The sequence below is a fragment of the Bacteroides sp. OF03-11BH genome, assembly GCF_003604005.1.
GTDB lineage: Bacteria > Bacteroidota > Bacteroidia > Bacteroidales > Bacteroidaceae > Bacteroides > Bacteroides ovatus.
The window spans coordinates 1-23472 of the sequence record NZ_QTMW01000040.1 but is presented as its reverse complement, the minus strand read 5'-3'; the positions used below and the strand labels follow the sequence as shown (position 1 = coordinate 23472).

Annotated in this window: 30 protein-coding genes; 14 read left to right on the top strand and 16 right to left on the bottom strand. The window is 47.1% G+C overall.

Annotated features, from left to right (window positions below):
• Positions 1-2 precede the first annotated feature (2 nt).
• Genes DXA54_RS21560 through DXA54_RS21530 form a run of 7 tightly spaced genes read left to right on the top strand, consistent with a single transcriptional unit; the run spans position 3 to position 4765 of the window.
• Positions 3-392 (top strand): hypothetical protein, encoded by a 390-nt coding sequence (locus DXA54_RS21560; RefSeq protein WP_005807095.1) that lies wholly within the window; start codon positions 3-5, stop codon positions 390-392.
• A complete protein-coding gene (gene traM / locus DXA54_RS21555; protein ID WP_007216014.1) occupies positions 389-1534 on the top strand; it encodes a conjugative transposon protein TraM in 1146 nt (381 codons plus the stop codon). The genes DXA54_RS21560 and traM overlap by 4 nt, the downstream gene beginning before the upstream one ends.
• 14 nt (positions 1535-1548) lie before the next feature.
• Positions 1549-1902, top strand: a complete 354-nt coding sequence (locus DXA54_RS21550; RefSeq protein WP_005807100.1) for a hypothetical protein — start codon at positions 1549-1551, stop codon at positions 1900-1902.
• Positions 1899-2678 (top strand): DNA-methyltransferase, encoded by a 780-nt coding sequence (locus DXA54_RS21545; RefSeq protein ID WP_005807102.1) that lies wholly within the window; start codon positions 1899-1901, stop codon positions 2676-2678. Before DXA54_RS21550 ends, DXA54_RS21545 begins: the two co-directional genes overlap by 4 nt.
• 46 nt (positions 2679-2724) lie before the next feature.
• Positions 2725-3576, top strand: a complete 852-nt coding sequence (gene traN, locus DXA54_RS21540; protein ID WP_032534606.1) for a conjugative transposon protein TraN — start codon at positions 2725-2727, stop codon at positions 3574-3576.
• On the top strand, positions 3573-4085 hold the full coding sequence (locus DXA54_RS21535) for a hypothetical protein (protein WP_005807106.1): 513 nt from the start codon (positions 3573-3575) through the stop codon (positions 4083-4085). The genes traN and DXA54_RS21535 overlap by 4 nt, the downstream gene beginning before the upstream one ends.
• 8 nt (positions 4086-4093) lie before the next feature.
• Positions 4094-4765, top strand: a complete 672-nt coding sequence (locus DXA54_RS21530) for a DUF1566 domain-containing protein (RefSeq protein WP_005807109.1) — start codon at positions 4094-4096, stop codon at positions 4763-4765.
• Between the two features lie 48 nt (positions 4766-4813).
• Here DXA54_RS21530 and DXA54_RS21525 read toward each other — a convergent pair whose 3' ends face one another.
• Both DXA54_RS21525 and DXA54_RS21520 read right to left on the bottom strand, forming a co-directional pair.
• The gene (locus DXA54_RS21525; protein ID WP_005807111.1) at positions 4814-5806 is read right to left on the bottom strand and encodes a nucleotidyl transferase AbiEii/AbiGii toxin family protein; all 993 of its coding nucleotides are present in this window, start codon (positions 5804-5806) and stop codon (positions 4814-4816) included.
• Entirely contained in the window at positions 5803-6522 is a 720-nt protein-coding gene (locus tag DXA54_RS21520; protein WP_005816027.1) for a DUF6088 family protein, read from the bottom strand. The genes DXA54_RS21525 and DXA54_RS21520 overlap by 4 nt, the downstream gene beginning before the upstream one ends.
• Before the next feature lie 151 nt (positions 6523-6673).
• Between DXA54_RS21520 and DXA54_RS21515 the strand changes: the two genes are divergently transcribed.
• The 3 genes from DXA54_RS21515 to DXA54_RS21505 all read left to right on the top strand — a co-directional run bounded on the left by DXA54_RS21515 (position 6674) and on the right by DXA54_RS21505 (position 10100).
• Positions 6674-8860 carry a type IV secretory system conjugative DNA transfer family protein gene (locus DXA54_RS21515; protein WP_005807115.1) on the top strand — a complete coding sequence of 729 codons (2187 nt, stop codon included), beginning with the start codon at positions 6674-6676 and terminating at the stop codon, positions 8858-8860.
• Complete coding sequence (locus tag DXA54_RS21510) at positions 8857-9390, top strand: glycoside hydrolase family protein (protein WP_005807116.1); 534 nt, start codon at positions 8857-8859, stop codon at positions 9388-9390. Before DXA54_RS21515 ends, DXA54_RS21510 begins: the two co-directional genes overlap by 4 nt.
• Before the next feature lie 215 nt (positions 9391-9605).
• Positions 9606-10100, top strand: a complete 495-nt coding sequence (locus DXA54_RS21505) for a WG repeat-containing protein (RefSeq protein WP_005807119.1) — start codon at positions 9606-9608, stop codon at positions 10098-10100.
• 65 nt (positions 10101-10165) lie between these two features.
• Here DXA54_RS21505 and DXA54_RS21500 read toward each other — a convergent pair whose 3' ends face one another.
• The 13 genes from DXA54_RS21500 to DXA54_RS21435 form a co-directional block, all read right to left on the bottom strand.
• A complete protein-coding gene (locus DXA54_RS21500) occupies positions 10166-10534 on the bottom strand; it encodes a hypothetical protein (RefSeq protein ID WP_005807120.1) in 369 nt (122 codons plus the stop codon).
• A gap of 33 nt (positions 10535-10567) precedes the next feature.
• Positions 10568-10840 carry a hypothetical protein gene (locus tag DXA54_RS21495; RefSeq protein WP_005807122.1) on the bottom strand — a complete coding sequence of 91 codons (273 nt, stop codon included), beginning with the start codon at positions 10838-10840 and terminating at the stop codon, positions 10568-10570.
• Positions 10841-10847: 7 nt separating this feature from the next.
• Entirely contained in the window at positions 10848-11126 is a 279-nt protein-coding gene (locus tag DXA54_RS21490; protein WP_005807124.1) for a hypothetical protein, read from the bottom strand.
• A 531-nt stretch (positions 11127-11657) separates the two neighbouring features.
• Positions 11658-12101, bottom strand: a complete 444-nt coding sequence (locus tag DXA54_RS21485) for a JAB domain-containing protein (RefSeq protein ID WP_005807125.1) — start codon at positions 12099-12101, stop codon at positions 11658-11660.
• A gap of 422 nt (positions 12102-12523) precedes the next feature.
• Positions 12524-14254 carry a ParB/RepB/Spo0J family partition protein gene (locus DXA54_RS21480; protein ID WP_005807126.1) on the bottom strand — a complete coding sequence of 577 codons (1731 nt, stop codon included), beginning with the start codon at positions 14252-14254 and terminating at the stop codon, positions 12524-12526.
• A 45-nt stretch (positions 14255-14299) separates the two neighbouring features.
• Positions 14300-14557 (bottom strand): hypothetical protein, encoded by a 258-nt coding sequence (locus DXA54_RS21475; protein WP_005807128.1) that lies wholly within the window; start codon positions 14555-14557, stop codon positions 14300-14302.
• 392 nt (positions 14558-14949) lie between these two features.
• Positions 14950-15447, bottom strand: a complete 498-nt coding sequence (locus DXA54_RS21465) for a GNAT family N-acetyltransferase (RefSeq protein WP_005807130.1) — start codon at positions 15445-15447, stop codon at positions 14950-14952.
• Positions 15444-15842, bottom strand: a complete 399-nt coding sequence (locus DXA54_RS21460) for an SRPBCC family protein (RefSeq protein ID WP_005807132.1) — start codon at positions 15840-15842, stop codon at positions 15444-15446. The genes DXA54_RS21465 and DXA54_RS21460 overlap by 4 nt, the downstream gene beginning before the upstream one ends.
• A gap of 20 nt (positions 15843-15862) precedes the next feature.
• Positions 15863-16402, bottom strand: coding sequence for a GNAT family N-acetyltransferase (locus DXA54_RS21455; protein WP_005807134.1), 540 nt, complete (start codon positions 16400-16402; stop codon positions 15863-15865).
• A 2-nt stretch (positions 16403-16404) separates the two neighbouring features.
• The gene (locus DXA54_RS21450; protein WP_120080640.1) at positions 16405-17025 is read right to left on the bottom strand and encodes a CatA-like O-acetyltransferase, family 2; all 621 of its coding nucleotides are present in this window, start codon (positions 17023-17025) and stop codon (positions 16405-16407) included.
• Positions 17026-17047: 22 nt separating this feature from the next.
• Positions 17048-17302, bottom strand: a complete 255-nt coding sequence (locus tag DXA54_RS21445; RefSeq protein WP_005807137.1) for a hypothetical protein — start codon at positions 17300-17302, stop codon at positions 17048-17050.
• A 7-nt stretch (positions 17303-17309) separates the two neighbouring features.
• On the bottom strand, positions 17310-18065 hold the full coding sequence (locus tag DXA54_RS21440; RefSeq protein WP_005807138.1) for a ParA family protein: 756 nt from the start codon (positions 18063-18065) through the stop codon (positions 17310-17312).
• Between the two features lie 234 nt (positions 18066-18299).
• The gene (locus tag DXA54_RS21435; protein WP_005807140.1) at positions 18300-18713 is read right to left on the bottom strand and encodes a single-stranded DNA-binding protein; all 414 of its coding nucleotides are present in this window, start codon (positions 18711-18713) and stop codon (positions 18300-18302) included.
• A gap of 403 nt (positions 18714-19116) precedes the next feature.
• On the opposite strand from DXA54_RS21435, the gene DXA54_RS21430 reads away from it, so the two are divergent.
• Positions 19117-19314 (top strand): hypothetical protein, encoded by a 198-nt coding sequence (locus DXA54_RS21430; protein WP_032534579.1) that lies wholly within the window; start codon positions 19117-19119, stop codon positions 19312-19314.
• 165 nt (positions 19315-19479) lie between these two features.
• Here DXA54_RS21430 and DXA54_RS21425 read toward each other — a convergent pair whose 3' ends face one another.
• Positions 19480-20709 carry a hypothetical protein gene (locus tag DXA54_RS21425; RefSeq protein ID WP_227250250.1) on the bottom strand — a complete coding sequence of 410 codons (1230 nt, stop codon included), beginning with the start codon at positions 20707-20709 and terminating at the stop codon, positions 19480-19482.
• Between the two features lie 12 nt (positions 20710-20721).
• Between DXA54_RS21425 and DXA54_RS21420 the strand changes: the two genes are divergently transcribed.
• The 3 genes from DXA54_RS21420 to DXA54_RS21410 all read left to right on the top strand — a co-directional run bounded on the left by DXA54_RS21420 (position 20722) and on the right by DXA54_RS21410 (position 23290).
• Positions 20722-21630: an IS1595-like element ISBbi1 family transposase gene (locus DXA54_RS21420; protein WP_005807145.1), complete on the top strand. Its 909-nt coding sequence runs from the start codon at positions 20722-20724 to the stop codon at positions 21628-21630.
• Between the two features lie 69 nt (positions 21631-21699).
• Complete coding sequence (locus tag DXA54_RS21415; RefSeq protein WP_005807148.1) at positions 21700-22245, top strand: BRCT domain-containing protein; 546 nt, start codon at positions 21700-21702, stop codon at positions 22243-22245.
• Between the two features lie 220 nt (positions 22246-22465).
• Positions 22466-23290 (top strand): class D beta-lactamase OXA-347, encoded by an 825-nt coding sequence (locus DXA54_RS21410; protein ID WP_004295324.1) that lies wholly within the window; start codon positions 22466-22468, stop codon positions 23288-23290.
• Positions 23291-23472 lie beyond the last annotated feature (182 nt).

The window sequence follows — 23472 nt, the reverse complement described above, 5'->3', positions numbered from 1 at the left end:
ATATGAACATCAAGGGATTCAGACGGATGCTGCTGGGTGAAAAGATGCCTGACAGGAATGATCCGAAGTACAAGGAACGCTATGAGCGTGATGTGGAAGCCGGACGCAAGTTTGCCAAGGCGACCCGTATAGACAAGGCGGCAGCCAAGGTGCAGGGCTTTGCCAACGTGCACCGTACTCTTTTTCTGGTCATCGTGTTCGCTTTCGTGCTGGGCGGGCTGGCATGGAACATCTACCGTATAACGGTGGTATATCGTCACCAGCCGGCGGAGAGGACGGCGACAGAGATGCAGGATTCGGTATTGAGGGAGCGGCACAGGATGTTGCAGGAAGAGGAACTGAGGGAAACCGGGACAGGAAATACAAACCGTAGCAAAACAGACTTGCCATGAAAAAGATATTTGAGAAAATCAATTTCAGACAGCCGAAGTACATGCTCCCTGCCATTCTTTATATCCCTCTGCTCGGTGCGTCCTACTTCATATTCGACCTGTTTCATACCGAAACGGCGGATATACCGGACAAGACGCTGCAGACAACGGAATTCCTGAATCCGGAACTGCCGGAAGCGCAGATCAAGGATGACGGCATTGGCAGCAAATACGAGAACATGGAGAAATCGTGGGGCAAGATACAGGACTACTCGGCGGTCGGCAACATAGAAAGAGACGAACCTGATGAAAACAAGGAAGAATATGAATCACAATACACGCAAGATGACATCGCCCTGCTCGATGAGCAACAGCAGGAAAAAGCAGCGGCAGCGGAAATTGCCGCCGCCAAAGAGCGTGAACAGGAAGCACTCGCGGAGTTGGAAAAGGCCCTTGCCGAAGCACGGCTGAAAGGACAGAACATGGTGATACCCCAGGAAGAGGCGGATACCACAGACACCGTTCCGCCGCAGAATGTACCGGAGGCCGGCACCATCGACGAGGAGAAACGTCCGGTGCAAGCACCGTCGGCAGACGAACCGCCCAGCGCGGTAGTCCGCAAGGTGAAGACCACCTCGGACTATTTCAACACGCTGGCGAAGGATGCCCGTGAACCGAAGCTGATCCAGGCCATCATAGACGAGGACATCAAGGCCGTGGACGGCTCGCGAATCAGGCTGCGCCTGCTGGATGACGTGGAAATAGACGAGTGCGTGGTGAAACGCGGTACGTACCTGTACGCCACGGTAAGCGGCTTCTCGTCCGGACGTGTCAAGGGAAACATCAACAGCATCCTTGTGGACGACGAGCTTGTGAAGGTCAGTCTCGCGCTTTATGACACGGACGGTATGGAGGGACTGTATGTCCCGAACAGCCAGTTCCGGGAAACGAGCAAGGATGTGGCCAGCAGTGCCATGTCGGGCAACATGAGCATGAGTACCGGAACTACAGGAAACAGCCTCGCCCAATGGGGAATGCAAGCGGTGAACAACGCTTACCAGAAGACGAGCAACGCCATCAGCAAGGCCATCAAGAAAAACAAGGTCAAGCTGAAATACGGGACTTTCGTCTATCTGGTCAATGGTCAGGAAAAAAGGAAATAAAAAAGTTCGAGACAATGGAAACAGATATTTCAAAACTACATGAGGGAACGGACGGCTTTTACTACGATGACTTCCTCGCTCCCGACAAGGCCGAAACATTCGTCGGGCAACTCGTGAGTACCCAATGGTGGCAGAAAGGTGGACGCTTCGCCCTGATATGCAACTTTCTGGCAGAGGACGGGCGGAAAATCGCCTTGTTCGCCTTCCAGAAATACACCGGCTTTTACGGGCCGGGAGACGGGGCGGTCAATTTCAAGCACGCGGAGATGAATACCTTCTGGGAGTGTGAGGTCCGGGAAAACCGGAAGGGACGTTGTACTTGGGCGAGTGCCCTGCAGCTTGGAGGGCCGAAAAACAACGCGATATGATAGAGACGGACAAGATATACAACATGGACTGCCTGGAAGGCATGAGCCGTATGCCGGAGGGAAGCGTCGATGCCATCATCGCCGACCTGCCTTACGGTGTATTGAACCGCGGCAACCGGTCAGCATGTTGGGACAGGCAGATACCCCTCGGTCCGCTGTGGGAGCAGTACCGTAGGATTATCAAGCCGGACAGTCCGATCATCCTGTTCGCCCAGGGAATCTTCTCCGCGCATCTCATGCTTTCCCAACCGGGAATCTGGCGCTATAACCTCGTGTGGCAGAAGGACCGTGTTACGGGCCATCTCAATGCCAACCGGATGCCGTTGCGCCAGCATGAGGACATTCTGGTGTTCTACATGAAGCAGCCCGTGTATCATCCGCAGATGACACCGTGCCCTCCCGAAAGGAGAAACCATGGACGCAGCATGACGGAAGGCAGTTTCACGAACCGGTGCTACGGGGAGATGAAGCTGGTACCGGTACGCATGGCGGACAACAAATATCCGACATCGGTCATTTTCATCCCGAAAGAACACAAGACAGGGGCATTCTATCATCCGACCCAGAAGCCTGTGGCACTGGTCGAGTACCTGATACGCACCTACACCGACGAGGGGGACACCGTGCTGGACAACTGTATCGGGTCCGGAACGACTGCCATTGCCGCAATCCGTTCGGGACGGCACTATATCGGATTCGAGACCGTGAAGGAGTACTGCGACATCGCCGAACTCCGTATCCGGGAAGAACTGGAGCGAATACATACGACGACATAAGGGTAAAAGAAAAACAAATGGAATATAAACAATCAACGACATGAATATGAATCTCAAGAAAATCGGAACGGTATTTCTTCTGACAGCCGGACTGCTGGGAACGCGGAATGCACAGGCGCAGACGACCTACGAGGAAATGGAACAACTGACGGTCAACGAACAGGTGACGACCGTCATCACGGCATCGGAGCCGGTACGCATGGTGGACATTTCCACCGACAAGGTGGTTGGCGACCAGCCTTTGGACAACATTGTACGGCTGAAACCCAAGGAAGCCGGACACGAGGACGGCGAGGTGATTGCCATCGTGACCGTCATCACGGAACGCTACCGCACGCAATACGCGCTGGTTTACACCACACGGCTTAAGGAAGCCGTAACGGACAAGGAGATACTCCCTCACGAGCGCAACGCCTACAACAACCCGGCAGTATCGATGTCAACCGCCGAGATGACACGCTTTGCCAGACGAATCTGGAACTCTCCGGCGAGAATCAGGAATGTGGCCACCAAGGCACACCGTATGGTGATGCGCCTGAACAACATATACTCTGTCGGGGACTACTTCTTCATAGACTTTTCCATAGAGAACAAGACGAACATCCGTTTCGACATCGATGAGATCAGGGTAAAGCTCGTTGACAAGAAACTCGCCAAGGCCACCAACGCCCAGACTATCGAGCTTACTCCGGCGATGATACTGGAGCCGGGAAAGACATTCCGACATGGCTACAGGAATGTGCTTGTCATCAAGAAGATGACCTTCCCGAACGACAAGCTGCTGACTGTCGAAATGACGGAAAAGCAAATCAGCGGCCGCAATATCAGCCTGAACATCGATTATGAGGATGTGTTGTCTGCCGATTCGTTTAACGCTGACCTGCTGGAGGAGGAATGATTATGAGAAAGACTCTGATTCTGATGTTTGCCTGCATGTGCCTTGCCTTCAGCGCGAACGCACAACGCAACAGCGGCCGTCTTTCACTGGGGGTCGGGCTGCTTTACAGGAACGGTATGGACGTGACGTTTTCATACGAACATGAAATGAACTACCGGCACGCGTGGGAGTTCTTTGCCAACGGCTACCTGCAGTGGGCCGAATGCGGCCCGTGCGGCCATATCTGTCCGGAATCCTTCTGGCGCAACTACCGCACCTATGGCTTTGGCGTGGCATACAAGCCTTGCGTGGTACGGGGCCGCAATCATTACGGCAACCTGCGTATAGGAGCTTCGGCAGGAAGCGACACGAAGAAGTTCCTGGGCGGCCTGCATTTCGGTTACGAGCACAATTACGTGCTGCGGTCCGGATGGACGCTGTACTGGCAGGCGAAGAGTGATTTGATGATAAAGGGCGCGGATCTGCTTCGGGTAGGTGTAGCCCTTGGTGTGAAACTACCGATAAAATAAGGGAAAAGATGAAACAGAACATTTTCAGAAAGGTGAGCCGGTTCGTACCGGTACTTGTCGCAGCAGTCGCCGTGACAGGTTGTGACGCGCATATAGACGTACCGGACACGGCTGTCCGCCCGGGACATGTCCTGTGCGAGGACGGAACGGCCTTGTCCTACACGGAATACCAGCAATCCGGGAAAAAGGCTGTGGCCGTCGTGTTCGACACCCGGCAGCATGAGGGTGCGGAAGGAAACGGCTACGCGGTTTACCTGTGGGACATCACCCCGCAGGCATTTGCCGACAGCCTCGGTATTGCCCAAGGCACATCTGCGGACCTCGCGGCACATGACGGCAATGCCAATACATTCGCTCTATATGAAACGAAGGAAACGGCTTCGCCGATGGCGGAAGCGGTCTTTGACCTCTGGTGTTACGGGCAGAGCGCATACGTTCCGTCGGTGGCACAGATGCGTCTGCTATATACTATCCGGGAAACGGTAAATCCTGTCATCGAACAGTGCGGGGGCGATCCGTTGCCCCTGACCGACGGCGACTGCTGGTACTGGACATCCACGGAAGTGGCCGAACAGGAAACGGCAAAAGCCTGGCTTTACTCGATGGGCAGCGGAGCCATACAGGAAACACCCAAGACACAGGCGCACAAGGTACGCCCGATTATAACCATCAACCGGTAAACCAGAGATATACGATTGCGTTCTTTGACATTGTTGGACAACATACGATTACAAACCAGAGCCGAATTCACGCAGTAATGCCATCAAGCGACGTATGCTTTCCTCGACATCCGAGGGGGCCGGAATGGCACGATATGCCAAATCCGGGAGTTCACCCATGTAAACTGTCTGCAAGTTGCCCCAAACCTGCGGCAGATCTGTCATCAACGGGGACTCCTCCAGTCGCCGGTCACGCCAGCCTTCGGGCTTGTCAAAGCTCTGCCGGTCGTGTTCGAGCAGTGACCTGAAATCTTCGGGGAAAGCATCGCTATGAAGATACGTGAGGCACTCTTCATCTTTCAGCAGATGATGCAGATCGTAGAAATGACGGATTTTGGCCGTCAACTGCGGCATATACAGATTGGCCAGCGAGCATCGGATGAGTGACACCAATTTCTCGGTCAGCGTGCGGCGACGGTCAAGCACATTGACCTCGAACGGCTGCATCCCGTATTCCTCTATCATACGGTTGTTGCCGGTAGCCTGCAGGAACTCTGTCAGGAAACTGCAGAGAGAACGCCGCTCGAAAGGATATGGATTGGCAAAACTGTTGATTTCTACCAGGAGTTGCCCAGCCCGGATTGCTCCGACCTGTTCCGTATCTATGGCCCGTGGATAGGTGTAAAACGCCTTGTGGTAATGCGATCCCTTGCTTGTCATGCCGGGGATGACCAGTTCCTCCAGTCCGGCTGTCATATTCTTCGATGTACGGCGTATGAGGTTCTTTAGCTGGTTTCCGCTCAGTGTCCATGCTTCGGCGATGGCCACGTCAATGTCCTCGGAGAAACGTGCCCCGATGCCGTAGGCCTTGGTCAGGGAAGTTCCGCCCTTGAAAATGGCACGATTATCCTTGTCTCCGGTAGCCATAAGCGACAGCGAACGACAGATCCAATAGTCTTTCTCGATAAAGATACTCTTGATGCCGAGTCCGCCGTCCTGTACCGGACGTGCAGCCGCTTCTATGGCATCGGCAAACAGTTGCTGATTCTCGTGTAGTCTCATACGATGTTCCATTTTAATTTGGTGGGTAAAGCCTGTGCGGTGACAGGAAGTTTGTAGGTCGTGACCCCATTGAGTGTCGCACGCAATTGTCGGGTGTCAGCTCCAAGACTGTCCAGAATGGCACCCAGCAATGCCCGGACATACGGCTGGTAATTTTCGGCCAGGTCCGCCAGTTTCTCCAGATCGCCTTCGGACAGAGCGGCTATCAGCCGAGCAACGCCCCGCACACAATCGTCAGGTGATGTTGCCGGAATCTCACGGAGCAATTTGAGCGCGTCAAGGATCAGCAGCAGAGGAATGTTCTCCCGTGTGATTGCATTAGGCTGTACAAGGAAGGACACGCTGTATTCGCCCCGTTTCATAGGCCGGCGGTATTTGTTCGTGCCTATCGTAATGGCCGATGTGATCTGTGTCGTCAACCCCAACTGCGCAAATGCTGCCGTACCGGTCATATAGCCGATTGGCTTGCCGTTACGTTCCAGAAGGTCCTTGACCACCTCTGCCACCGGAGGCTTCAATGTGCCGAACACCGTCTGTTTAGGCTTGTAGTACCGTCCTTTGGCAATCTTGCAGATAGAGCCTTCTGCCACCAGACGGCTGAGTGCCTTGACCAACGCAGGCTGGTACTCCGGCAGCACATTGAAATCGGCAATGGTAAGCACCTTGCCCGGAGGCGTGGCGTCCAGTATTTCCTGTACCTGTTTAGTAATCACCATAATCGAATCGTTTTGTTCCGGATGCAAATATAAGAAAAGTCTTGTTTTTTACTGCAAAAACATGACATTTATTTTCGTCTGAATCAAAATAATCAAGTCCAACAATATCCGAGGCGATCAGAACCACAACCCAATAAAAAAGCTATAAAAAATGGAAGAAAGCAAAGAGTTACAAGGATTCTACAAGATATTCCGTGCAGTCGTCTATGTGTCGGTTCTGCTGGAGTTCTTCGAGTATGCCATTGACCCGGCAGTATTCGACCAGTGGGGCGGCATACTGACTGACATCCACGGACGTATCAAGCGATGGACGATCTATCAGGACGGCCATCTCGTGTACAGCAAGATAGCCACGATACTGCTGATCTGCATCACCTGTATCGGTACGAGGAACAAGAAGCATCTGGAGTTCAACGCCCGCAAGCAGGTGATTTTTCCCCTGACCGGCGGACTGCTTCTGCTTGTCCTGTCCGTATGGCTGTTCGGACATCCGATGGAAATGCGGCTCTATACGCTGCCGCTGAACCGTATCCTATACATGGCGGCTTCGCTCGTGGGAGTGATACTGGTACATATAGCCCTGGACAATATCTCCAAGTTCATCAAGGAGGGCCTGATGAAGGACCGCTTCAACTTCGAGAACGAGAGTTTCGAGCAGAGCGAAGAGATTCAGGAGAACAAATACAGCGTGAATATCCCGATGCGCTACTATTACAAGGGGAAGTTCCGCAAGGGATGGGTCAGTATCAGCAACCCTTTCCGCGGGACGTGGGTCGTGGGAACTCCCGGCTCGGGTAAAACATTCAGTATCATTGAACCGTTCATCCGTCAGCACAGTGCCAAGGGGTTTGCCATGGTTGTATATGACTATAAATTCCCGACACTTGCCACGAAACTTTACTACCATTACAAGCTGAACGAGAAACTTGGAAGAGTTCCCAAGGGGTGCAAGTTCAACATGATCAACTTCGTGGACGTGGAATACAGCCGTCGTGTCAATCCTATTCAGGCAAAATACATCAACAACCTGGCGGCAGCCAGTGAGACGGCGGAAACCCTGCTCGAGTCATTGCAGAAGGGCAAGAAGGAAGGTGGCGGCGGAAGCGACCAGTTTTTCCAGACATCCGCTGTGAACTTCCTTGCTGCCTGCATCTATTTCTTTGTCAATTACGAACGGGAGCCGTATGACAAGGACGGAAACATGCTGTATGCGGAGAAACGTCAGGACCCGGAAACCAAATTCTGGAAGCCGACCGGAGTCGTGCGTGACAAAGAGGGCGGCAACATCGTGGAGCCGGCCTACTGGCTGGGAAAGTATTCGGACATGCCGCACATATTATCGTTCCTGAACGAAAGTTATCAGACCATCTTTGAGGTACTGGAGACTGACAACGAGGTGGCACCGCTGCTCGGGCCGTTCCAGACTGCCTTCAGGAACAAGGCCATGGAGCAGTTGGAAGGTATGATCGGTACGCTGCGTGTCTATACGTCCCGTCTGGCGACCAAGGAATCGTACTGGATATTCCACCGTGACGGGGATGACTTTGACCTGAAGGTGAGCGATCCGAAGAACCCGAGCTACCTGCTCATCGCCAACGACCCGGAGATGGAGAGCATTATCGGTGCGCTGAACGCCCTTATCCTGAACCGTCTTGTCACCCGAGTGAATACAGGCCAAGGGAAGAACATCCCGGTGAGCATCATCGTGGACGAGCTGCCGACGCTGTATTTCCACAAGATAGACCGACTGATAGGAACTGCCCGAAGCAACAAGGTGAGCGTGACCTTGGGATTCCAGGAGCTGCCGCAGCTGGAGGCCGACTACGGCAAGGTAGGTATGCAGAAGATCATCACGACCGTGGGTAACGTGGTCAGCGGTTCGGCCCGCTCGAAAGAGACACTGGAATGGCTGTCGAATGACATTTTCGGTAAGGTCGTGCAAGTGAAGAAGGGCGTGACCATTGACCGTGACAAGACCAGCATTAACCTGAACGAGAACATGGACAGTCTGGTGCCGGCATCAAAGATTTCCGATATGGCAACGGGATGGATATGCGGGCAGACAGCGAGGGACTTCGTGAAAACCAAGACCGGCGTAGGCGGCTCGATGAACATTCAGGAGTCGGAAGAGTTCAAGACCACAAAGTTTTTCTGCAAGACGGACTTCGATATGGGAGAGATAAAGAAAGAGGAAGCCGCGTATGTGCCGCTGCCGAGATTCTACACCTTCAAATCGAGGGAGGAACGGGAACGCATCCTGTACAAGAACTTCGTGCAGGTGGGTCAGGACGTGAAGGAGATGATCAAGGATGTGTTGAACAAACGGGGTGCGAAATGAAGCACGTAAGGATGTTTGTCATCATACTGCTGGTATCTGCAGTGGCAACAGTCTATGGGAAGGAAAGGCATGGGACAGAAACGGGAACTGCCCAACTGTCCATATACAAGCTGCCACCGCTGGAGAGGGCAATCAGATGCACGAAATACTATGAGGGTTGGCATGGTGAGAAAAAACATTGGCCCTATGTGGGATGGGGTCATAAGGTTCTTCCCGGAGAGAGTTTTACCAACGACATCACAAAAGCTCAGGGAGACTCCATCCTGCGAGCGGACATGATGAAACTTTGCCGTCTGTTCAGCAGATTCGGGCGTGATTCTACGTTGCTCTCGTGTCTTGCCTACCAGGTAGGCCCGTACCGGCTTTTAGGTAGCAAAGACTTTCCCAAAAGCAAGCTGATACAAAAACTGGAAGCCGGAAACAGGGATATTTACAAGGAGTACATTTCCTTCCGCTGCTATAAAGGCAAGGTAGTTCCGAGCATCGAGCGGAGAAGGAAGGTGGAATATCTGCTGCTTTTTGAAGAGTAAAAAAGAAGGGAGAATCTTTCGGTGTATTTCCGTCAATTTTCCAGGATAGAAAAGAAATATTTCACAAAAGCGAGAGAACAAGCCTATTACCGCCGATATCCTGAAAAAAAAGGATAAAAAATATTTCTGGCTTCAGTTACTATTGCCGCTTGGTCTGTGGCTGATTGATTTGTGTTTAATCTTCTGGCTTTTTACTTGGTATCATTGAATGGAATATGGAGAAAAGAAGACATGAATATAATCAGGGAAAGAAGGATGCTGTTCTGCCGTTTCAACATGCAGTTCCTGCTGCCTTGACATTAACAAATACAGATTATCAAATGAAAACAACCCGCATCATGAACAAGATTATCATTTATCTGAGTGCCGTATTGCTGCTGTGCAGTTGCGGCAGTGCAAGACATTATGCAGCGTTTCAATATGACAACGGAGACGACTATGTAAGTGAAGGACTGTACCGCATAGTGGACCGGAAAGGGCGTATCGGTTACGCAGACGAGACAGGCAAGACCGTCATCCGTCCTCGTTTTGCCTTCGGCTATCCATTCGAGGGTGGCAAGGCGAAAGTCACCGATTCGGGGGAACGGAAAGAGGTGGCAGGCTCCGGCAGCGAGCACTGGTATTGGGAAAGTGATGACTGGTACTACATTGACAAACAAGGGAACCGGTGTGAGAATCAAGATACAGACAAGGACAAAACACATCCATAACACAGCAATAACCCCGGAGGTTCAGATGCGAGCCTTCGGGGTTAGCCTATAAGTACAGTACTTCCTCAATTGCCAAATCCGAATGACATGGCTGCCTGTTCACAGAAGCGTGCATATTCCTCTTTGTCAGTTCCGCTTTCAATATGGCGGTCTATCAGTTCTCCCAGTTCATCGAAGCAGACTTCGTCACTGAGGCACTCTATGTCTGTCCCGTTCCGGAGATATACTTCATAATAGTCCGAGCCGTTCAGACAGATCAGCACTTCCCCTTGGAAGAGTCTTCCGTTTACATGGAATTTCAGTCCCGGCAGGTCATTGAATACTGTTGCCATAAACTCCCCGATGCCCCATGACATAAGGACCGGCGTGTCGGTCATCGTTACCAGCTGTTCGCGAATTGTCGCAGCCACTCTCATTACATACTCTTTATCCATAATCTTGATTTTTAATAGATTTATATATTCATTTTATTCAAACCATTCCGGGTTGTCTTCTTTCAGCATCTCAACCAGCTCGTCATCCGGCAGCTCAAGACTTCCGGCATCGGTGAAGAAAAAAATCTCATCGTATAATTTCTCAGCCTCCTTACTCGCAAAGCCCTCGTTCTCGCTGTCGAAACTACCGGGCTGGAGTGCGTCAAGCAAACCTGTTGAGCCGATAAGGAGTTCTTCACCTTCATTTGATTTCACCACACGGCAAGAATAAGTTCTGCCGGCAAATTCCACCTCTTTCTTTTTCATCGGTCTATCACTTTAATGGTATGTTTCTCCCGTGTTCTTTCAGGTACTCCATGATACATTTCGCTTCCTCGTGCGAAGCCATATTGCGTTCGTCGTACCTGCGGCTGTCATCCGCCATAACCTTGATGCACTCTTTAATCAACCTATACAGGCTTTGCTGCAGTGTCGGGTGCATGGTCGGTATTGCTGCTGCAAATCGAGCCGGATTGAAACTGTAATTGTTGACTGCCATTTCCCAGTCTTTAGCGAGACGGTACTCTCTGCTTTCTTTGATGTCCTTGTCCATAATTCTGATATTTAACGATTTTGTTTTTCTTCCCTCTGTTCGGCCTCCTTTTCGGAGGAGCCGCTTCGGGATTTACGGTGCATCGATAGACGGTCGTCAAAGCCTCTCCCGATGTTTTTTCCTGCCAATTACTCTTTCAGAGAAAGGAAGAATTTGCAGGAAATGCACTTCAAAACGGAGGGAACAGGCTCGACCGCCTACATTCGCACCAGTAAAGTCCACGCGGCGACGGGAAGGACGACGAAAGAAGAAATGACTCTCATGTCAATACAAGAGGGAAAATAGAAAGGGATAAGGGTGGTGGCGGGGGCTTATGACGGACGGCGTTAAAACAGGTGCCGCTATAAAGGTTCCCGGAGCGGCCGATGGCAGAATACGGCCCGTGCCGGATTCCGTCATCAGCCACAGATCCGGACCGGAGTGCTTACAGCAGCCCAGGGCTGCCGTCGTGCATGAAGGTTTTATAACAGTCTCCGCCTGGCGCACATGAGGGCGGCAGTATAACGGGATTTGCCGTGAAAAGAGATGCTGTCAAAGCATCCCTTCGTCCGCGTAGCTCAGATAGCCTGTATCCGAGAGGATGATATGGTCAAGGAGAGTGATGTCAAGGATTTCGCAGGCTTTCTTGAGTTTGCTTGTGATGGCATTGTCACTGGAGCTGGCCACCATGTTGCCTGACGGGTGGTTGTGGCTGAGGATTATGCCCGAGGCATGGGCCAGAAGAGCCGTCTGCAGGATGATACGGACATCCACAACGGTCTGGCTGATGCCGCATTTTGATATGCAGGAGAGTCCGAGAAGCCTGTTGGCTTGATTGAGGAACATCACCCAGCATTCCTCATGATGCTGCATACATTCATCGTATGCCTCCTTGAAGATGTCGTAGCTCACTCTGGAGGAGTTTACCAAGGTACGTTTTGCAGCATCGGCATCCTTGTAATTTACTGAAATCTGAGGGAAAGAAAATGTATTCATAATAACGAAGATTTAAGGTGAAACAATTTTTTTCGCCCGTGCACAGCTCTGTCTGGACTTCGTGCAAGATTTTGGGAAAGAATACTATCCGCAGGATTGGAGATTGTTTCCCAAATTCACCCGGATCTTGCGTTTGTCCGGAAAGATGCTGTAACTTCGCTGAAAACAAATGTTGAGACTACCGGGGTATTATAAGAGGTCCGGCTATAAAGGTTATCCGGGCCGGCCGATGACGGAAGACCGCCCGTGCGGCCTGTAGGAATCAGCCAGAACCCGGTCCGTACTGTTTCAGCAGACGGAGACTGCCGAAAGACAGGGAGGTGTATAAAAAAGGTCAGGCGGCGCCGGTCTGCCTCCGGCACTCAACAGAAAAGCAGGACGGATTTCTCCGCCCTGCATCTGAAATCAACTATGAATTATGGTCAAGCAGCAACCTCTTGGGATTGAGGTTGTTTTTCGTTGTCCGCATCGGCTTCAGTCTGCTCTGCTTCCTGTTTGGCCTGTTCCTGCACCAAAAGGACGGCTTTCTTTTCTTCGATGCGCTGATGTCTTTTTTCGTAAACTTCATTATGTCCGTTCTCGATGTCGGCAAGTCTTTCCGGCATGTGTTTTCCTGCAAATTCAAGCAACATGTCGGCTATGGCGTTGCTTCCGTATGCGTTCTTGAAATTCTCAATCAGGAAATCCCTGCGGATGACGGCTTTTGCCTTTGGGGTAAGATTGGCCACAATATTTGTCTTGTCCTCGTTGGACAGATAGGGCGAATGTTCTCCCTCTATGCCAACGGCGGCAAAGTGTTCCTTTCTCAACGATGAAAGCAGGAAGAAATAAATCATCTTTTCTTCGTCAGCCCCGAACTTGGTTTCGGTCATATCCACTTCCAAAATCTGTTTTTTGGTATCTTCCACGGTCTTTTCCCTGGCAATCTCCTTGTTTCGCTTGTCCTGCTTGTCCAGTTTTTCAATCGGGGAAAGCTGTTCCTGTCCTGCCTGTTGTCCACTGACGGCATTCATCATGGAATTCTCCACATAACATTTGACAATGTCTTCGTTCCCAATCCGTGCGAAGAGCGATATTTCGCCTACTTCTGCCCTGCGTACAAGTTCCTTGCCCTCTTCCATATAATCGTTCATATCCTGCTCATACTCAACCTTAGCTTCCTTATATTCGTCTTCCGTATCATATTCTCCGGCTTCAGGCTCTTCGGGAAGTGTCGGGTAGTCTTTGTATCTGCATTGCAGTGCCACAACCTCATAGCCCATTTCCTTGAGGCGATTAACCGCATCCGCATTATAGCAATATGCGTCATGGCTTAGAGATAGTGCAGGATAAGCCTTAATGGTCTCTATTGCCTTTTCCGTCAAAAATGCGGCATTCATTTCATCAAGACAGCCTTTGTTGGCGCATTTTCCGCATGTTCCCTCACAGAACAATGTCATGTTGTTGGTATTATGGGGGCATGACAGGCAAAGGGTCTTGTCAAAGTTGTAGCGTTCAAGGTCTGTCGTGAAGTGGCGCTCGATGTTCTTTGCCACCTCGGTCGCTTTCATGCCTCGCCAACTGCCAAACATGATACCCTCTTTCAAGTGCTTGTCGAAAACCTCTCTCTGGATGTCCTCGCCATATCGGCAAATTTCGCTTGCCACGCTGATAGTGATTTCATCCTTTTCCAACAATTCTGCTATTTCGGGGATAAGGGAGACGAACTTCAGTCGGGTGCGGATATAGGTCTCGTTCTTGCCGAACTGCATGGCCAAAGACTGAATGTCGTGCCGTCCGCTTTCTATCAGCCTCTGATAGGCGTTTGCTTCCTCGATAGGGGTTACATCCTTGCGTTGCAGGTTTTCCGTCACCGCCATTTCTTCGGCGGTCTCGTCCGAAACATTCAGAACGATTGCCGGAATTTCTTCCAGTCCTGCCATGAGTGAGGCACGATACCTGCGTTCCCCGAATATGATTTCAAAGCGGTTCTCCGCAATGGGACGCACCCCGATAGGCTGGAGGACGCCCTGCTGACGGATGCTTTCCGCCAATTCCGCAAGGCTTGCTACATCAAAATTCTTGCGTGGGTTATAGTTACTCGGCTGAATATCTGCCAAAACTACTGATACGATGTTCTTCTCTGCTACTGATTGAATGTTCATTGTTTCCATAATTCATAAATTTTGATTTGTTATACATTGATTTTCTGATTACTGCTATTCCTGTTGGTTGGTGTCATACTCGTACATTTGCGTATTGTCGTACCCCCCGAACGATAGCCGGAACGTGTCGAAGTCTTTCCTGCCGGCCAGCCTTACGGTATCGTTCTTTCCGATGAAATAGGGTTCAAGCATTGTCCGGAACGGTGCGCCGAGCGTAGTCCTGTCTGCCAATGTGCAAACCTTGTCGGGTTGTTGGGGCATGATATAGCCCAGTGCATATTCGTTGTAAACTACCAATCTTATTTTATCCATGTCGATGTCAATTTTGAATTGTTTTTTTATTTCCCTCTGGTCGGTTCTTTTCCCGTTTGAACCGCCTTGGGGTTTTATGGATGCGGTTTACAGCTGTCGGTACAGCTTCATACGACGGCTTTTCCTGCCAATTACTCTTTCACAGAAAGGAAGAATTTGCAGGAAATGCACTTCAAGCCGGAGGATCAAGCGCGACAGCAGACCTTTGCATCTGATAAAACCAAGGCCGGTGCGGCGGGAATGAAGCCGGAAAGCGGTAAAAGATGAATTATAAAAGAAATGTTCTATGGAACTATAAAAGAAAAAGATTACCGATAATTTACCGGTAATCTATAATATAATAGGGAGATGTCTTCTTGAAGAAGATGACATATATAAGAGGTTGTCCGTCTTTAGTAGGATAGTGAGAGATCTTTAAGCATGACAAACTCCTCTTCAGTCTCATGGATGATCTTAAATCCAAGTTTTAGATACATTCGGACGGCATAGTTCGCCTTTTGTACGGACAGAGAGACGCGACTATATCCTTTGCTCTCAAGTAATCGAAACATTTCACGCATAAGATGGCTTCCTATGCCTTTACTCCTGTATTCCTTATATAGGGATATGGAGAGCGATGGGGTCCTGTCATCCACATGTCCGTAATCATTCATAATACGTACCCATACTGCACCGACCACTTTCCCTTCACAGTCTGCGACCAGACAAAAGTCATCTTTTTTCTTTCCGAAGTCCTCAATATACAGTTTCAGTTCAGGTAAATCCACCACGTCCTTTGAGGGCGGTTTGACTCCTTCAGGGATATAAATCGCTTCGTAAAGAAATTCTCTTAGCAAATGGTTCTCACTACCTTGCAAATGGCGTATTATATACTTGGCCGATCCGTTCATTCTTGTTCACATTTTCTTTTCAGGTCAGCTATATACCGTTTCTGCTGTAATTTCAAATACAACAATGCAAAAGGATATAACCACCATTTCTTTAGGCTAATTGACTCTGTAAAAATCACTTCCGTTCCATTTTCAGCCTGTCTGAAATGTCCCGTCCACTCCCCGGAAAAGTTCACATTATCCATAAGAAATGAATATTTTAGAAAAGGCTCTATAACAGTAACAGTAAAACAGGTGACATAGCCTTCATTACTTATCTCCCTGAAATGGCGCTCGTCGGAAACTTCTATGTCCTTTATGTCACTTCGCCATGAATAGTCGTAAAGTGAAGTGACAGAATGCCAGACAGATTCCAAATCAGCCTGTATAAATGATTTTATCGTAGTTCTTATCATGGGACATTTTTATATTTCTCTTACCGTTTTTTCCAGTCCTCTCTGGTAAGCAAAGTAAAATGTTCTGTACGGATATCTCCTAACGGAGAAGTCTTTCCTTCTTCTGTGTGATGGTACTTGAATCCACATTTTTCCATTACCCTGCGGGATTTGATGTTTCCGTCATAATGTCCACACCAGACCCGTTTCACATCAAGTTCGACGAAGCAACGCTTCAACAAACGTTGTACGGCTTCCGGTATAAGTCCCTGTCCCCAATAAGGAACACCTATCCAATATCCTATTTCTGCATCTCCATCCTGCATATCCGCACTGTGTACGCCATCAGCGAACATAATTCCGACACTGCCTATCGGTTCATTGGTTTCTTTCAATACTACAGCGTATGTCTCGGGTGCAGAAAGGATATCGCGTATTATTTCTCTGCTGTTTTCCACAGATGTATGAGGAGGCCACCCGGCAATGGGGCCGATAGCAGGATCTTTGGCATAATTATAAAGAGACTCTGCATCGTTTTCTGTCCAGGGACGAAGTATCAATCTTTGTGTTTCCATATTCATCGCTATACAAGTAATTTATTGATTTCCTGCTGCAAGCGATCCAGGAACTTTGCAGCATGTGCCCCATCCATTTGAGTGTGATGGAATTGGAATGAAACCGTCAGTGTCGTCCTGAAGAACCCCTTACGGTACTTGCCCCATATCATAAACGGATTGTTGAAGATGCCGCTGTACATACCTACCGCACCGTCAATTTCATATTGGGCCAGTGCGGAAGTTCCTATTACCATGCTTTCAGTCAAGTCGTGGTTCTCACAGCTTTGTGCTACTTCCGTTGTCAATTTCAGATAATCTTCATTGAATAGCTGCAAATCATCAGAAAAGGGCACATCGCATGAACTGACCTCATTGTCCTTGTTCATAACAATGGTATTAACCGCAATGGCATCATATTGCATCAATTTGTCTCCGACAGGCAGCATATAAAATTCCTTGATACCGCTTGCCGCCTTGCCGATGCACCAGCACATCAGCATATTGAATTTCATACCTGACTTTTTGCTGATTTTGACCAGACGACTGACATCCAAAGTCTTGAAAAATGTAACCATCGGCATCGGGGCTTTCATCCAAAGCTCAAATGCGTATGCACGGGTGGTTTCTTTGGGATTTATTTCTCTCATAGTGCGTCTTTCAAATTTTCAATCATTTTTCATGCTTCTCCAGATATTCTCTCATGGCCTCGTTGACGATGTCACGGAGAGACATGTTCTTTTCGATGGCCAGGTATTTCATCCTGGTATGAATGCTCTTGTTAATGACGAAGTTGCAATGCACCGCCGGTTCCTTTTCCGCCTTGGCCGGAACCGTTTCTTTTTTCTGCGGGGATTTTTTGGTTGATGAAAGCAGCCCGTCAAGGCCGCTTTTCATACCGTCTTTCAATAAATCGCTTTTGCCCATATTGTTTTTACTTTAGTTTCAGTACCTCCAGCGCCAAGTCCATATAATCCTTGGCCCCGTTGCTGTTTTTGTTATACTCGAAAATGTTCAGACCCTTGATAGGAGCTTCCGCCAGAGCCACGTTGTCCCGGATGACGGTCTTGAACACCTTGTCGCAGAAAGAATCGTTGATGAGCTCGGACACGCTTTTGTTAAGCGTCTTGCGCTTGTCGAACTGGGTGATCACGATACCTCCGATGCTCAGTCCCGGATTCAGGCGTTCCCTGACGATTTTAACCACATTCGTAATCTTTGCCATACCGCGCATGGCGAGGAACTGTGCCTGTACCGGGATAATCAGGAAGTCCGATGCGGTAAGCGCATTGAGCGTGAGCAGTCCCAGCGATGGCGGACAGTCAATCAGTATATAGTCGAATTTCCGGCTGTCAAGCAGCTTCGCAATCAGCCCTTTCAGTATCAGTTCCCGGCCAGGTTCGTTGATAAGTTCCGATTCGGCAGCCGACAGGTCAAGGCACGAGGGAACGATGGCAAGGCCGTTGTTCAGTTCGACCAGCGGCAAAGGGTATTCGCCCTTCATCGCCCCGTACACGGTCTGTTCTTCCTCGATGGACAGGCCGCAGGATTCCGTGAGGTTTGCCTGACCGTCCATGTCGATCAGGAGCACACGTTTTTTCTTCAGCTGCAGTGCGGCAGCGAGATTTATGGTAGTGGTTGTCTTTCCGACCCCACCTTTATGATTCAGAACTGCTATAATTTTTGTCATGATTCAGAGTCTTAATGTTCTGGTACAAAGATAATACTATTTTTAGTCTTCACTACAATTAGTATTTACTATTTTACTACTATAACATATTTTAGTATCGTAGTATTTACTACTCTACTAAAAGACTTAGCCACTAAATGTAGTATCTACTATTTTTCGTAACCCGGGATTTACTAATCTCCTAAATTACTACAATTAGTAAATACTACATCCGTGACCGTTTTCCGGAAGATGTCAGAACGGAAGGTCTTCCTCCCCGTCCTGTGGCATGTCCGCCGGAGGAACTGGTGCGTTATCGGCAGCTGCGGCTTGGCCGTCGGCTTCGGAGGTTGTACCTTCCCGTTTACCGGTATTGATGAACTCCAGGGCATCCGCCGTGATGGAGAGCTGGATCTGGCTGTCGCCGTTTTTGTCCTTCCACAGTGAAGTTGACAATGTTCCCCCGACAAGGACCATGCGCCCTTTGGTGAGGTATTCGGAGAGGCGGATATGGTTTTCCTTGTTGCTGCGTACCCTTACCCATGTGGTAACGGCGTTTCCGTGCGAGAAGTCATCTACTGCCATGTCAAAAGCAATAAACGAACCGTGTGTACCCTCGATAACCTGACAATCCTTTCCGATGCGACCGATAGTGTGAATGTATAGCATAATTTGAAAATGTTTTGCGGCAAGGTGGTTAGTCCTGCCATTACCTGTGACTTTGTTTTTTTCTTCCCTCTGGTCGGATCCTTTCTGCCGGACCGCCTTGGGGTTTTATGGTGCATGACAAGGATGTCGGTACAGCCCATTCGACGTTTTTTTGAAGCAAAATACTCTTGCCCGGCAAGGAAGATTTTCCTTCAAAATGCACTTCAAAACGGAAGAATCAGGCGCGACAGCCTACATTCGCACCTGATAAAACCTACGCGGCGGCAGGCAAGGTATGACGAGAGAAGGTAATCCCGATACAGATATAAAAGGCAGAATTGTCCCGTATATATAAGGGGATGTTTATAAAAGTGATGAATGACGGCTTGGGCGGGTAAAAGAAACGGTCTGCCGGGCAAACAAAATGGGGACTCTTTCTGCCTGTGACATGCCGGAGGCACGACGGACGGCACAAGCAGAATGTGTCACCGTTTGCCCACGACGCCGTCGGCCCGGAAAGAAAAGCTACGGACAGAAGGCGGAATGTGCCGGAGCAACAACCAGGCAGGATGCCCATATAGCGGAATACCGGTTGTTTCGACAGGTCGAAGCTCCGGCATGAAGCGGTATGATGCAGACTGCCGTTGATCGGGCACAGCCTTCCGTACCTTGGAGTGGAGGGCGGACCGCGGCACAGACATCATACCTTAATTTTCGGGTGGGGAAAGCCGGATAGAAAAGGATTCAATTTTGAAAGATGTAGATCTTGATGTAATAACACATGTATTTACAATTGTTTTATCATATTTGAAATAGCTGTTGCACCGAGCGATAATACATTATTTGAAACCGACTGGGAATTTGATTTATCTTCATTTAAGCCGAAATACTCAAAAGCCCTTTTTTTGTCTTTATCTAATTTCTTACTATTTCGATGAAGCATATAGGAACGTAAGGATTGAAGATTCCTGAGAAATACAATAAAATTGTAGCCTTCAATATTGAGTGTTTCTAAAATTCTATCAAGATGTGATAAGGGTTTTTCTTTAGTTGATTCCTTAGTTTTTTCACCATTTACTACTTTTTCTTTGATTTCAGTTTTAGCAGGAATAATCATTTCCATCATTTCCAAATCAAGGCTTTCTTGTAGCAATAGTGATAAATATTTTACAAGGTCAGTAAGAGCTTCATAATCATCTCTATTTAGAATACAAATTTGATTGAAATATTCTGCCTGGATTCCATTTAATGACTTAAACAGTTTCCAACCATACTTCTCCTCCCATTTAGCGACAAAGGTTTTATACAAATCTCGAAAGACAAAGTCTATAGACTGTGCAACACCATTCCATTTGCCTTCAATTATCGTTTTTTGAAAAAGTTTGCTAAATGTTCTGCCGTCAGGAGTAATATTAAAACCTTTCCATATACATTGTTCGCGATAAGGAAGGTCTTGAATATCACGTAAAAACACCACCACATAATCATTATGGTCATTATCGCACCTTAAGGTGAAGTTAGGACTTATGATACGTAATTCTTCTATACGGCATCCTTGATAATTATAATACGCTTGTACTTTTTTATCAAAAAAAACAGGAGTATAAGGATCTGTTGCAACCGTAGAAGCTATCGGAGCACCATTAACATCTGTTCCTATAATATAGTTGACACTTGTCTTCATCCGTTCAATAATACTTTTCAATGATTCATGGTTAAATATGATCTTACCATTAAACCAGCTTTGAATTTTAGCAAAGTGTGGTGATATACAGATTTGATAGTTAGATTTAGCATTTGGGCTGATATCCTTAAATTTACCATTTGTACATTCTATTTCGAATGGCAAATCAATAGCTCCTAAATCAAATTCAATTTCTGACTGGCAACAACATATCAAATCCATTCTTTTAGCGGCCATAAATTCTACAAGATATTGATTCAATATTTTTACAGAATCTTTGTTAATCTGATTCTCCGCAAACACACCTAATATTTTTAGTATATTAGCGCTCAAAAAGCAGGGATTATGAACATATTCAGTTTTACGGCTCATTTCGGTTCGGAGGAAGATTGTCGTTTGCATTTCAAGGAGCAGCGTGATAAGGAAGGGGTTGTCTGCAAGCGATGCGGGGGCACTTCCCATTATTGGTTACAGGGTAAATGGAGTTATGAATGCAAAGGTTGCCGTTTCCGCACCTCGTTGCGCAGCGGTACGATCATGGAGAGCTCCAAGCTGCCGTTTCTGGTGTGGTACAAAACGATGTTCCTGATGAGTTGCACAAAAAAGGGATTCTCCACCAACGAACTCCAGAAGCAATTAGGATTGAAGCGTTACGAACCGGTATGGGCGATGGTACACAAACTCCGCAGGGCGATGGGCAACCGGGATGCAAGGTATACACTGGAAGGGATGATAGAACTGGATGAGGGTTACTTTTCGGTGGCCAGTAAGGAAATCGAGCGAGGCAAGGGTACACGTGGCCGGGGAGCCGAGGGAAAGCAGAACGTTGCGGTGATGGCCGAAAGCACCCCGTTGGAAGATATCGAAACGGGCAAAAAGGAGAAGCATGTGCGTTATTTCAAGGCCAGGGTACTGGATAGCCATCAAAGTGAAGGAATCAACGGCGTGGTCAGGGACTGCATGGAGGATGATGCCATCGTATTTTCGGACAAAAGCACTTCTTACGTTGACATCTCCGATCTGGTGGAATTGCACGTCACCGAGAAATCAGACGCCAAAACCACCAAGGAAACACTCAAATGGGTGCATATCGCAATCAGTAATGCAAAACGGACATTGCTGGGCAACTACCATAAAATCAAAAGGAAATACTTACAGTTGTATCTCAACGAGTTTATTTACAAATTAAACAGACGGTATTTTGGAGACAAACTCTTTGACAGACTAGTAATTGCGAATATAACAGGTGCATAAACGGATAATCAGAAAAATCTATATGAACATTATAATTTAAAACCATATGTCATAAGTTATATTGACACAATGTTATTTGCAGATAAACTTGGGATGCCTAAAAAAATAAAAGATTTAGCAGAGAGTTTGGACTTAGAAGTAACAAATCATCACGACCCAGAATTCGATGCAAAACTTTGTGCTTTAATATTTGGCGAATTGACTGACAAGTATCCAAGTTATCAAGAACTAATAAGAAAAATTGATGACCAGCCTAAAACAAATAATAATTATTTCAATCAACCAAGTGAAGATGTTTTAGAAGAAAATGAAGAGCATTTATCAAATTATCAAATAACTCAAAACGAACTTGAAAACATTGATTTAATAGGAAAAGGAATAGTTATTACGGGCAACTTTTCAATAGAAAGAGAAGAAATAAAAACTTTTCTAATGAAAATTGGTGGACAAATAAAATCAGGAATAACAGGTAAAGTAGATTTTGTTTTTGCAGGTGAAGATTGTGGTTGGTCAAAAATCCAAAAAATAAACGACTTAAACCAATCAAAAAAAGCAAACATTAGAATTTTAAACGAAGCTGACTTAAATTATCTTATCAAAAAATACGGCATATAACATCGCATTGGCAAAATGGCGGGTTAAGTGCCAAACTCAACTTTTGTGCATTTTATTCCGCCGAATGTGTTCCACATTCAGCTTTTTTTAATAATTTAGCTTCTGTGGAAACACATCGGCTACGTCACTGCTAAATTGAACTTTTTGTCCAATTTATCCGCCACTTCGCCAATGCGTTTCCCGTTAGTGGCAACAAAAACAAACGATAATTAGACAATAAATGAAAAATATTTTATTTGTAGTTTTTATTTCAATGATATTTTTATTTGTTTGCTGTAACACAACAACGAATAAAAACATAATTGAAACAGAAATTTCTGATTTTGACAAAATTTTAGATAGTTTTCAAGTAAATGGTTCAATTCTAATTTATGATAACGACAAGAATACTTTTTACTCAAATGACTTTGATTGGGCTAAAAACGGAAAATTACCTGCATCAACATTCAAAATTCCAAATTCTATAATTGCTGTTGAATTAGGCATTATTGAAAATGATACAACTATTTTAAAATGGAATGGCGAGCAGAGAAAAATGGATATTTGGGAAAAAGATTTATCATTTAAAGATGCTTTTAGAATTTCCTGTGTTCCTTGCTATCAGGAAATTGCAAGGAAAATCGGAACAATTAAAATGAAAGAATATTTAGAAAAATTTGAGTATAAAAATATGATTTTTGACAGTTTAACGATTGACAATTTTTGGCTTGAAGGAAATTCAAAAATATCTCAAAAACAACAAATCGACTTTTTAAGGAAATTCTATTTTTCAAAATTTCCAATTTCTGATAGGACAATAAAGATTGTCAAAAATATTATGGAAATTGAGCGAACTGAAAATTACATTTTAAGCGGTAAGACTGGATTAAGTTCGATAGAAGAAAAATATAATGGTTGGTTTGTTGGTTATGTTGAAACAAAATCTAATGTTTATTTTTTTGCAACAAATGTAATTCCGACAGACGGATTGAATGTTGATGATTTTATTTCATCGAGAATTAATGTAACAAAAAATGCGTTAAAGCAAATGAATATAATGAAATGATAAATGCCACTAACATATGGTAGCCGATAATTGCCGGCTTTCGTGCCAACTTGATACTTTGGTGCTTTTAACGAACCGAAGTGCTAAATTGATACGAAAGTGCTGTAAATCCGGCAACTACGGCTACCATTTTTCGTTATGCGGCAGCTTAAAAGACGACACCAAACCAGAAAAATCATCTT

Excerpts from the sequence above, each read along its gene's own strand:
- DXA54_RS21560 (WP_005807095.1), top strand. The coding sequence starts at position 3 with ATGAACATCAAGGGATTCAGACGGATGCTGCTGGGTGAAAAGATGCCT.
- traM (WP_007216014.1), top strand. The coding sequence starts at position 389 with ATGAAAAAGATATTTGAGAAAATCAATTTCAGACAGCCGAAGTACATG.
- DXA54_RS21550 (WP_005807100.1), top strand. The coding sequence starts at position 1,549 with ATGGAAACAGATATTTCAAAACTACATGAGGGAACGGACGGCTTTTAC.
- DXA54_RS21545 (WP_005807102.1), top strand. The coding sequence starts at position 1,899 with ATGATAGAGACGGACAAGATATACAACATGGACTGCCTGGAAGGCATG.
- traN (WP_032534606.1), top strand. The coding sequence starts at position 2,725 with ATGAATCTCAAGAAAATCGGAACGGTATTTCTTCTGACAGCCGGACTG.
- DXA54_RS21535 (WP_005807106.1), top strand. The coding sequence starts at position 3,573 with ATGATTATGAGAAAGACTCTGATTCTGATGTTTGCCTGCATGTGCCTT.
- DXA54_RS21530 (WP_005807109.1), top strand. The coding sequence starts at position 4,094 with ATGAAACAGAACATTTTCAGAAAGGTGAGCCGGTTCGTACCGGTACTT.
- DXA54_RS21525 (WP_005807111.1), bottom strand. The coding sequence starts at position 5,806 with ATGAGACTACACGAGAATCAGCAACTGTTTGCCGATGCCATAGAAGCG.
- DXA54_RS21520 (WP_005816027.1), bottom strand. The coding sequence starts at position 6,522 with ATGGTGATTACTAAACAGGTACAGGAAATACTGGACGCCACGCCTCCG.
- DXA54_RS21515 (WP_005807115.1), top strand. The coding sequence starts at position 6,674 with ATGGAAGAAAGCAAAGAGTTACAAGGATTCTACAAGATATTCCGTGCA.
- DXA54_RS21510 (WP_005807116.1), top strand. The coding sequence starts at position 8,857 with ATGAAGCACGTAAGGATGTTTGTCATCATACTGCTGGTATCTGCAGTG.
- DXA54_RS21505 (WP_005807119.1), top strand. The coding sequence starts at position 9,606 with ATGGAGAAAAGAAGACATGAATATAATCAGGGAAAGAAGGATGCTGTT.
- DXA54_RS21500 (WP_005807120.1), bottom strand. The coding sequence starts at position 10,534 with ATGGATAAAGAGTATGTAATGAGAGTGGCTGCGACAATTCGCGAACAG.
- DXA54_RS21495 (WP_005807122.1), bottom strand. The coding sequence starts at position 10,840 with ATGAAAAAGAAAGAGGTGGAATTTGCCGGCAGAACTTATTCTTGCCGT.
- DXA54_RS21490 (WP_005807124.1), bottom strand. The coding sequence starts at position 11,126 with ATGGACAAGGACATCAAAGAAAGCAGAGAGTACCGTCTCGCTAAAGAC.
- DXA54_RS21485 (WP_005807125.1), bottom strand. The coding sequence starts at position 12,101 with ATGAATACATTTTCTTTCCCTCAGATTTCAGTAAATTACAAGGATGCC.
- DXA54_RS21480 (WP_005807126.1), bottom strand. The coding sequence starts at position 14,254 with ATGGAAACAATGAACATTCAATCAGTAGCAGAGAAGAACATCGTATCA.
- DXA54_RS21475 (WP_005807128.1), bottom strand. The coding sequence starts at position 14,557 with ATGGATAAAATAAGATTGGTAGTTTACAACGAATATGCACTGGGCTAT.
- DXA54_RS21465 (WP_005807130.1), bottom strand. The coding sequence starts at position 15,447 with ATGAACGGATCGGCCAAGTATATAATACGCCATTTGCAAGGTAGTGAG.
- DXA54_RS21460 (WP_005807132.1), bottom strand. The coding sequence starts at position 15,842 with ATGATAAGAACTACGATAAAATCATTTATACAGGCTGATTTGGAATCT.
- DXA54_RS21455 (WP_005807134.1), bottom strand. The coding sequence starts at position 16,402 with ATGAATATGGAAACACAAAGATTGATACTTCGTCCCTGGACAGAAAAC.
- DXA54_RS21450 (WP_120080640.1), bottom strand. The coding sequence starts at position 17,025 with ATGAGAGAAATAAATCCCAAAGAAACCACCCGTGCATACGCATTTGAG.
- DXA54_RS21445 (WP_005807137.1), bottom strand. The coding sequence starts at position 17,302 with ATGGGCAAAAGCGATTTATTGAAAGACGGTATGAAAAGCGGCCTTGAC.
- DXA54_RS21440 (WP_005807138.1), bottom strand. The coding sequence starts at position 18,065 with ATGACAAAAATTATAGCAGTTCTGAATCATAAAGGTGGGGTCGGAAAG.
- DXA54_RS21435 (WP_005807140.1), bottom strand. The coding sequence starts at position 18,713 with ATGCTATACATTCACACTATCGGTCGCATCGGAAAGGATTGTCAGGTT.
- DXA54_RS21430 (WP_032534579.1), top strand. The coding sequence starts at position 19,117 with ATGGGGACTCTTTCTGCCTGTGACATGCCGGAGGCACGACGGACGGCA.
- DXA54_RS21420 (WP_005807145.1), top strand. The coding sequence starts at position 20,722 with ATGAACATATTCAGTTTTACGGCTCATTTCGGTTCGGAGGAAGATTGT.
- DXA54_RS21415 (WP_005807148.1), top strand. The coding sequence starts at position 21,700 with ATGTTATTTGCAGATAAACTTGGGATGCCTAAAAAAATAAAAGATTTA.
- DXA54_RS21410 (WP_004295324.1), top strand. The coding sequence starts at position 22,466 with ATGAAAAATATTTTATTTGTAGTTTTTATTTCAATGATATTTTTATTT.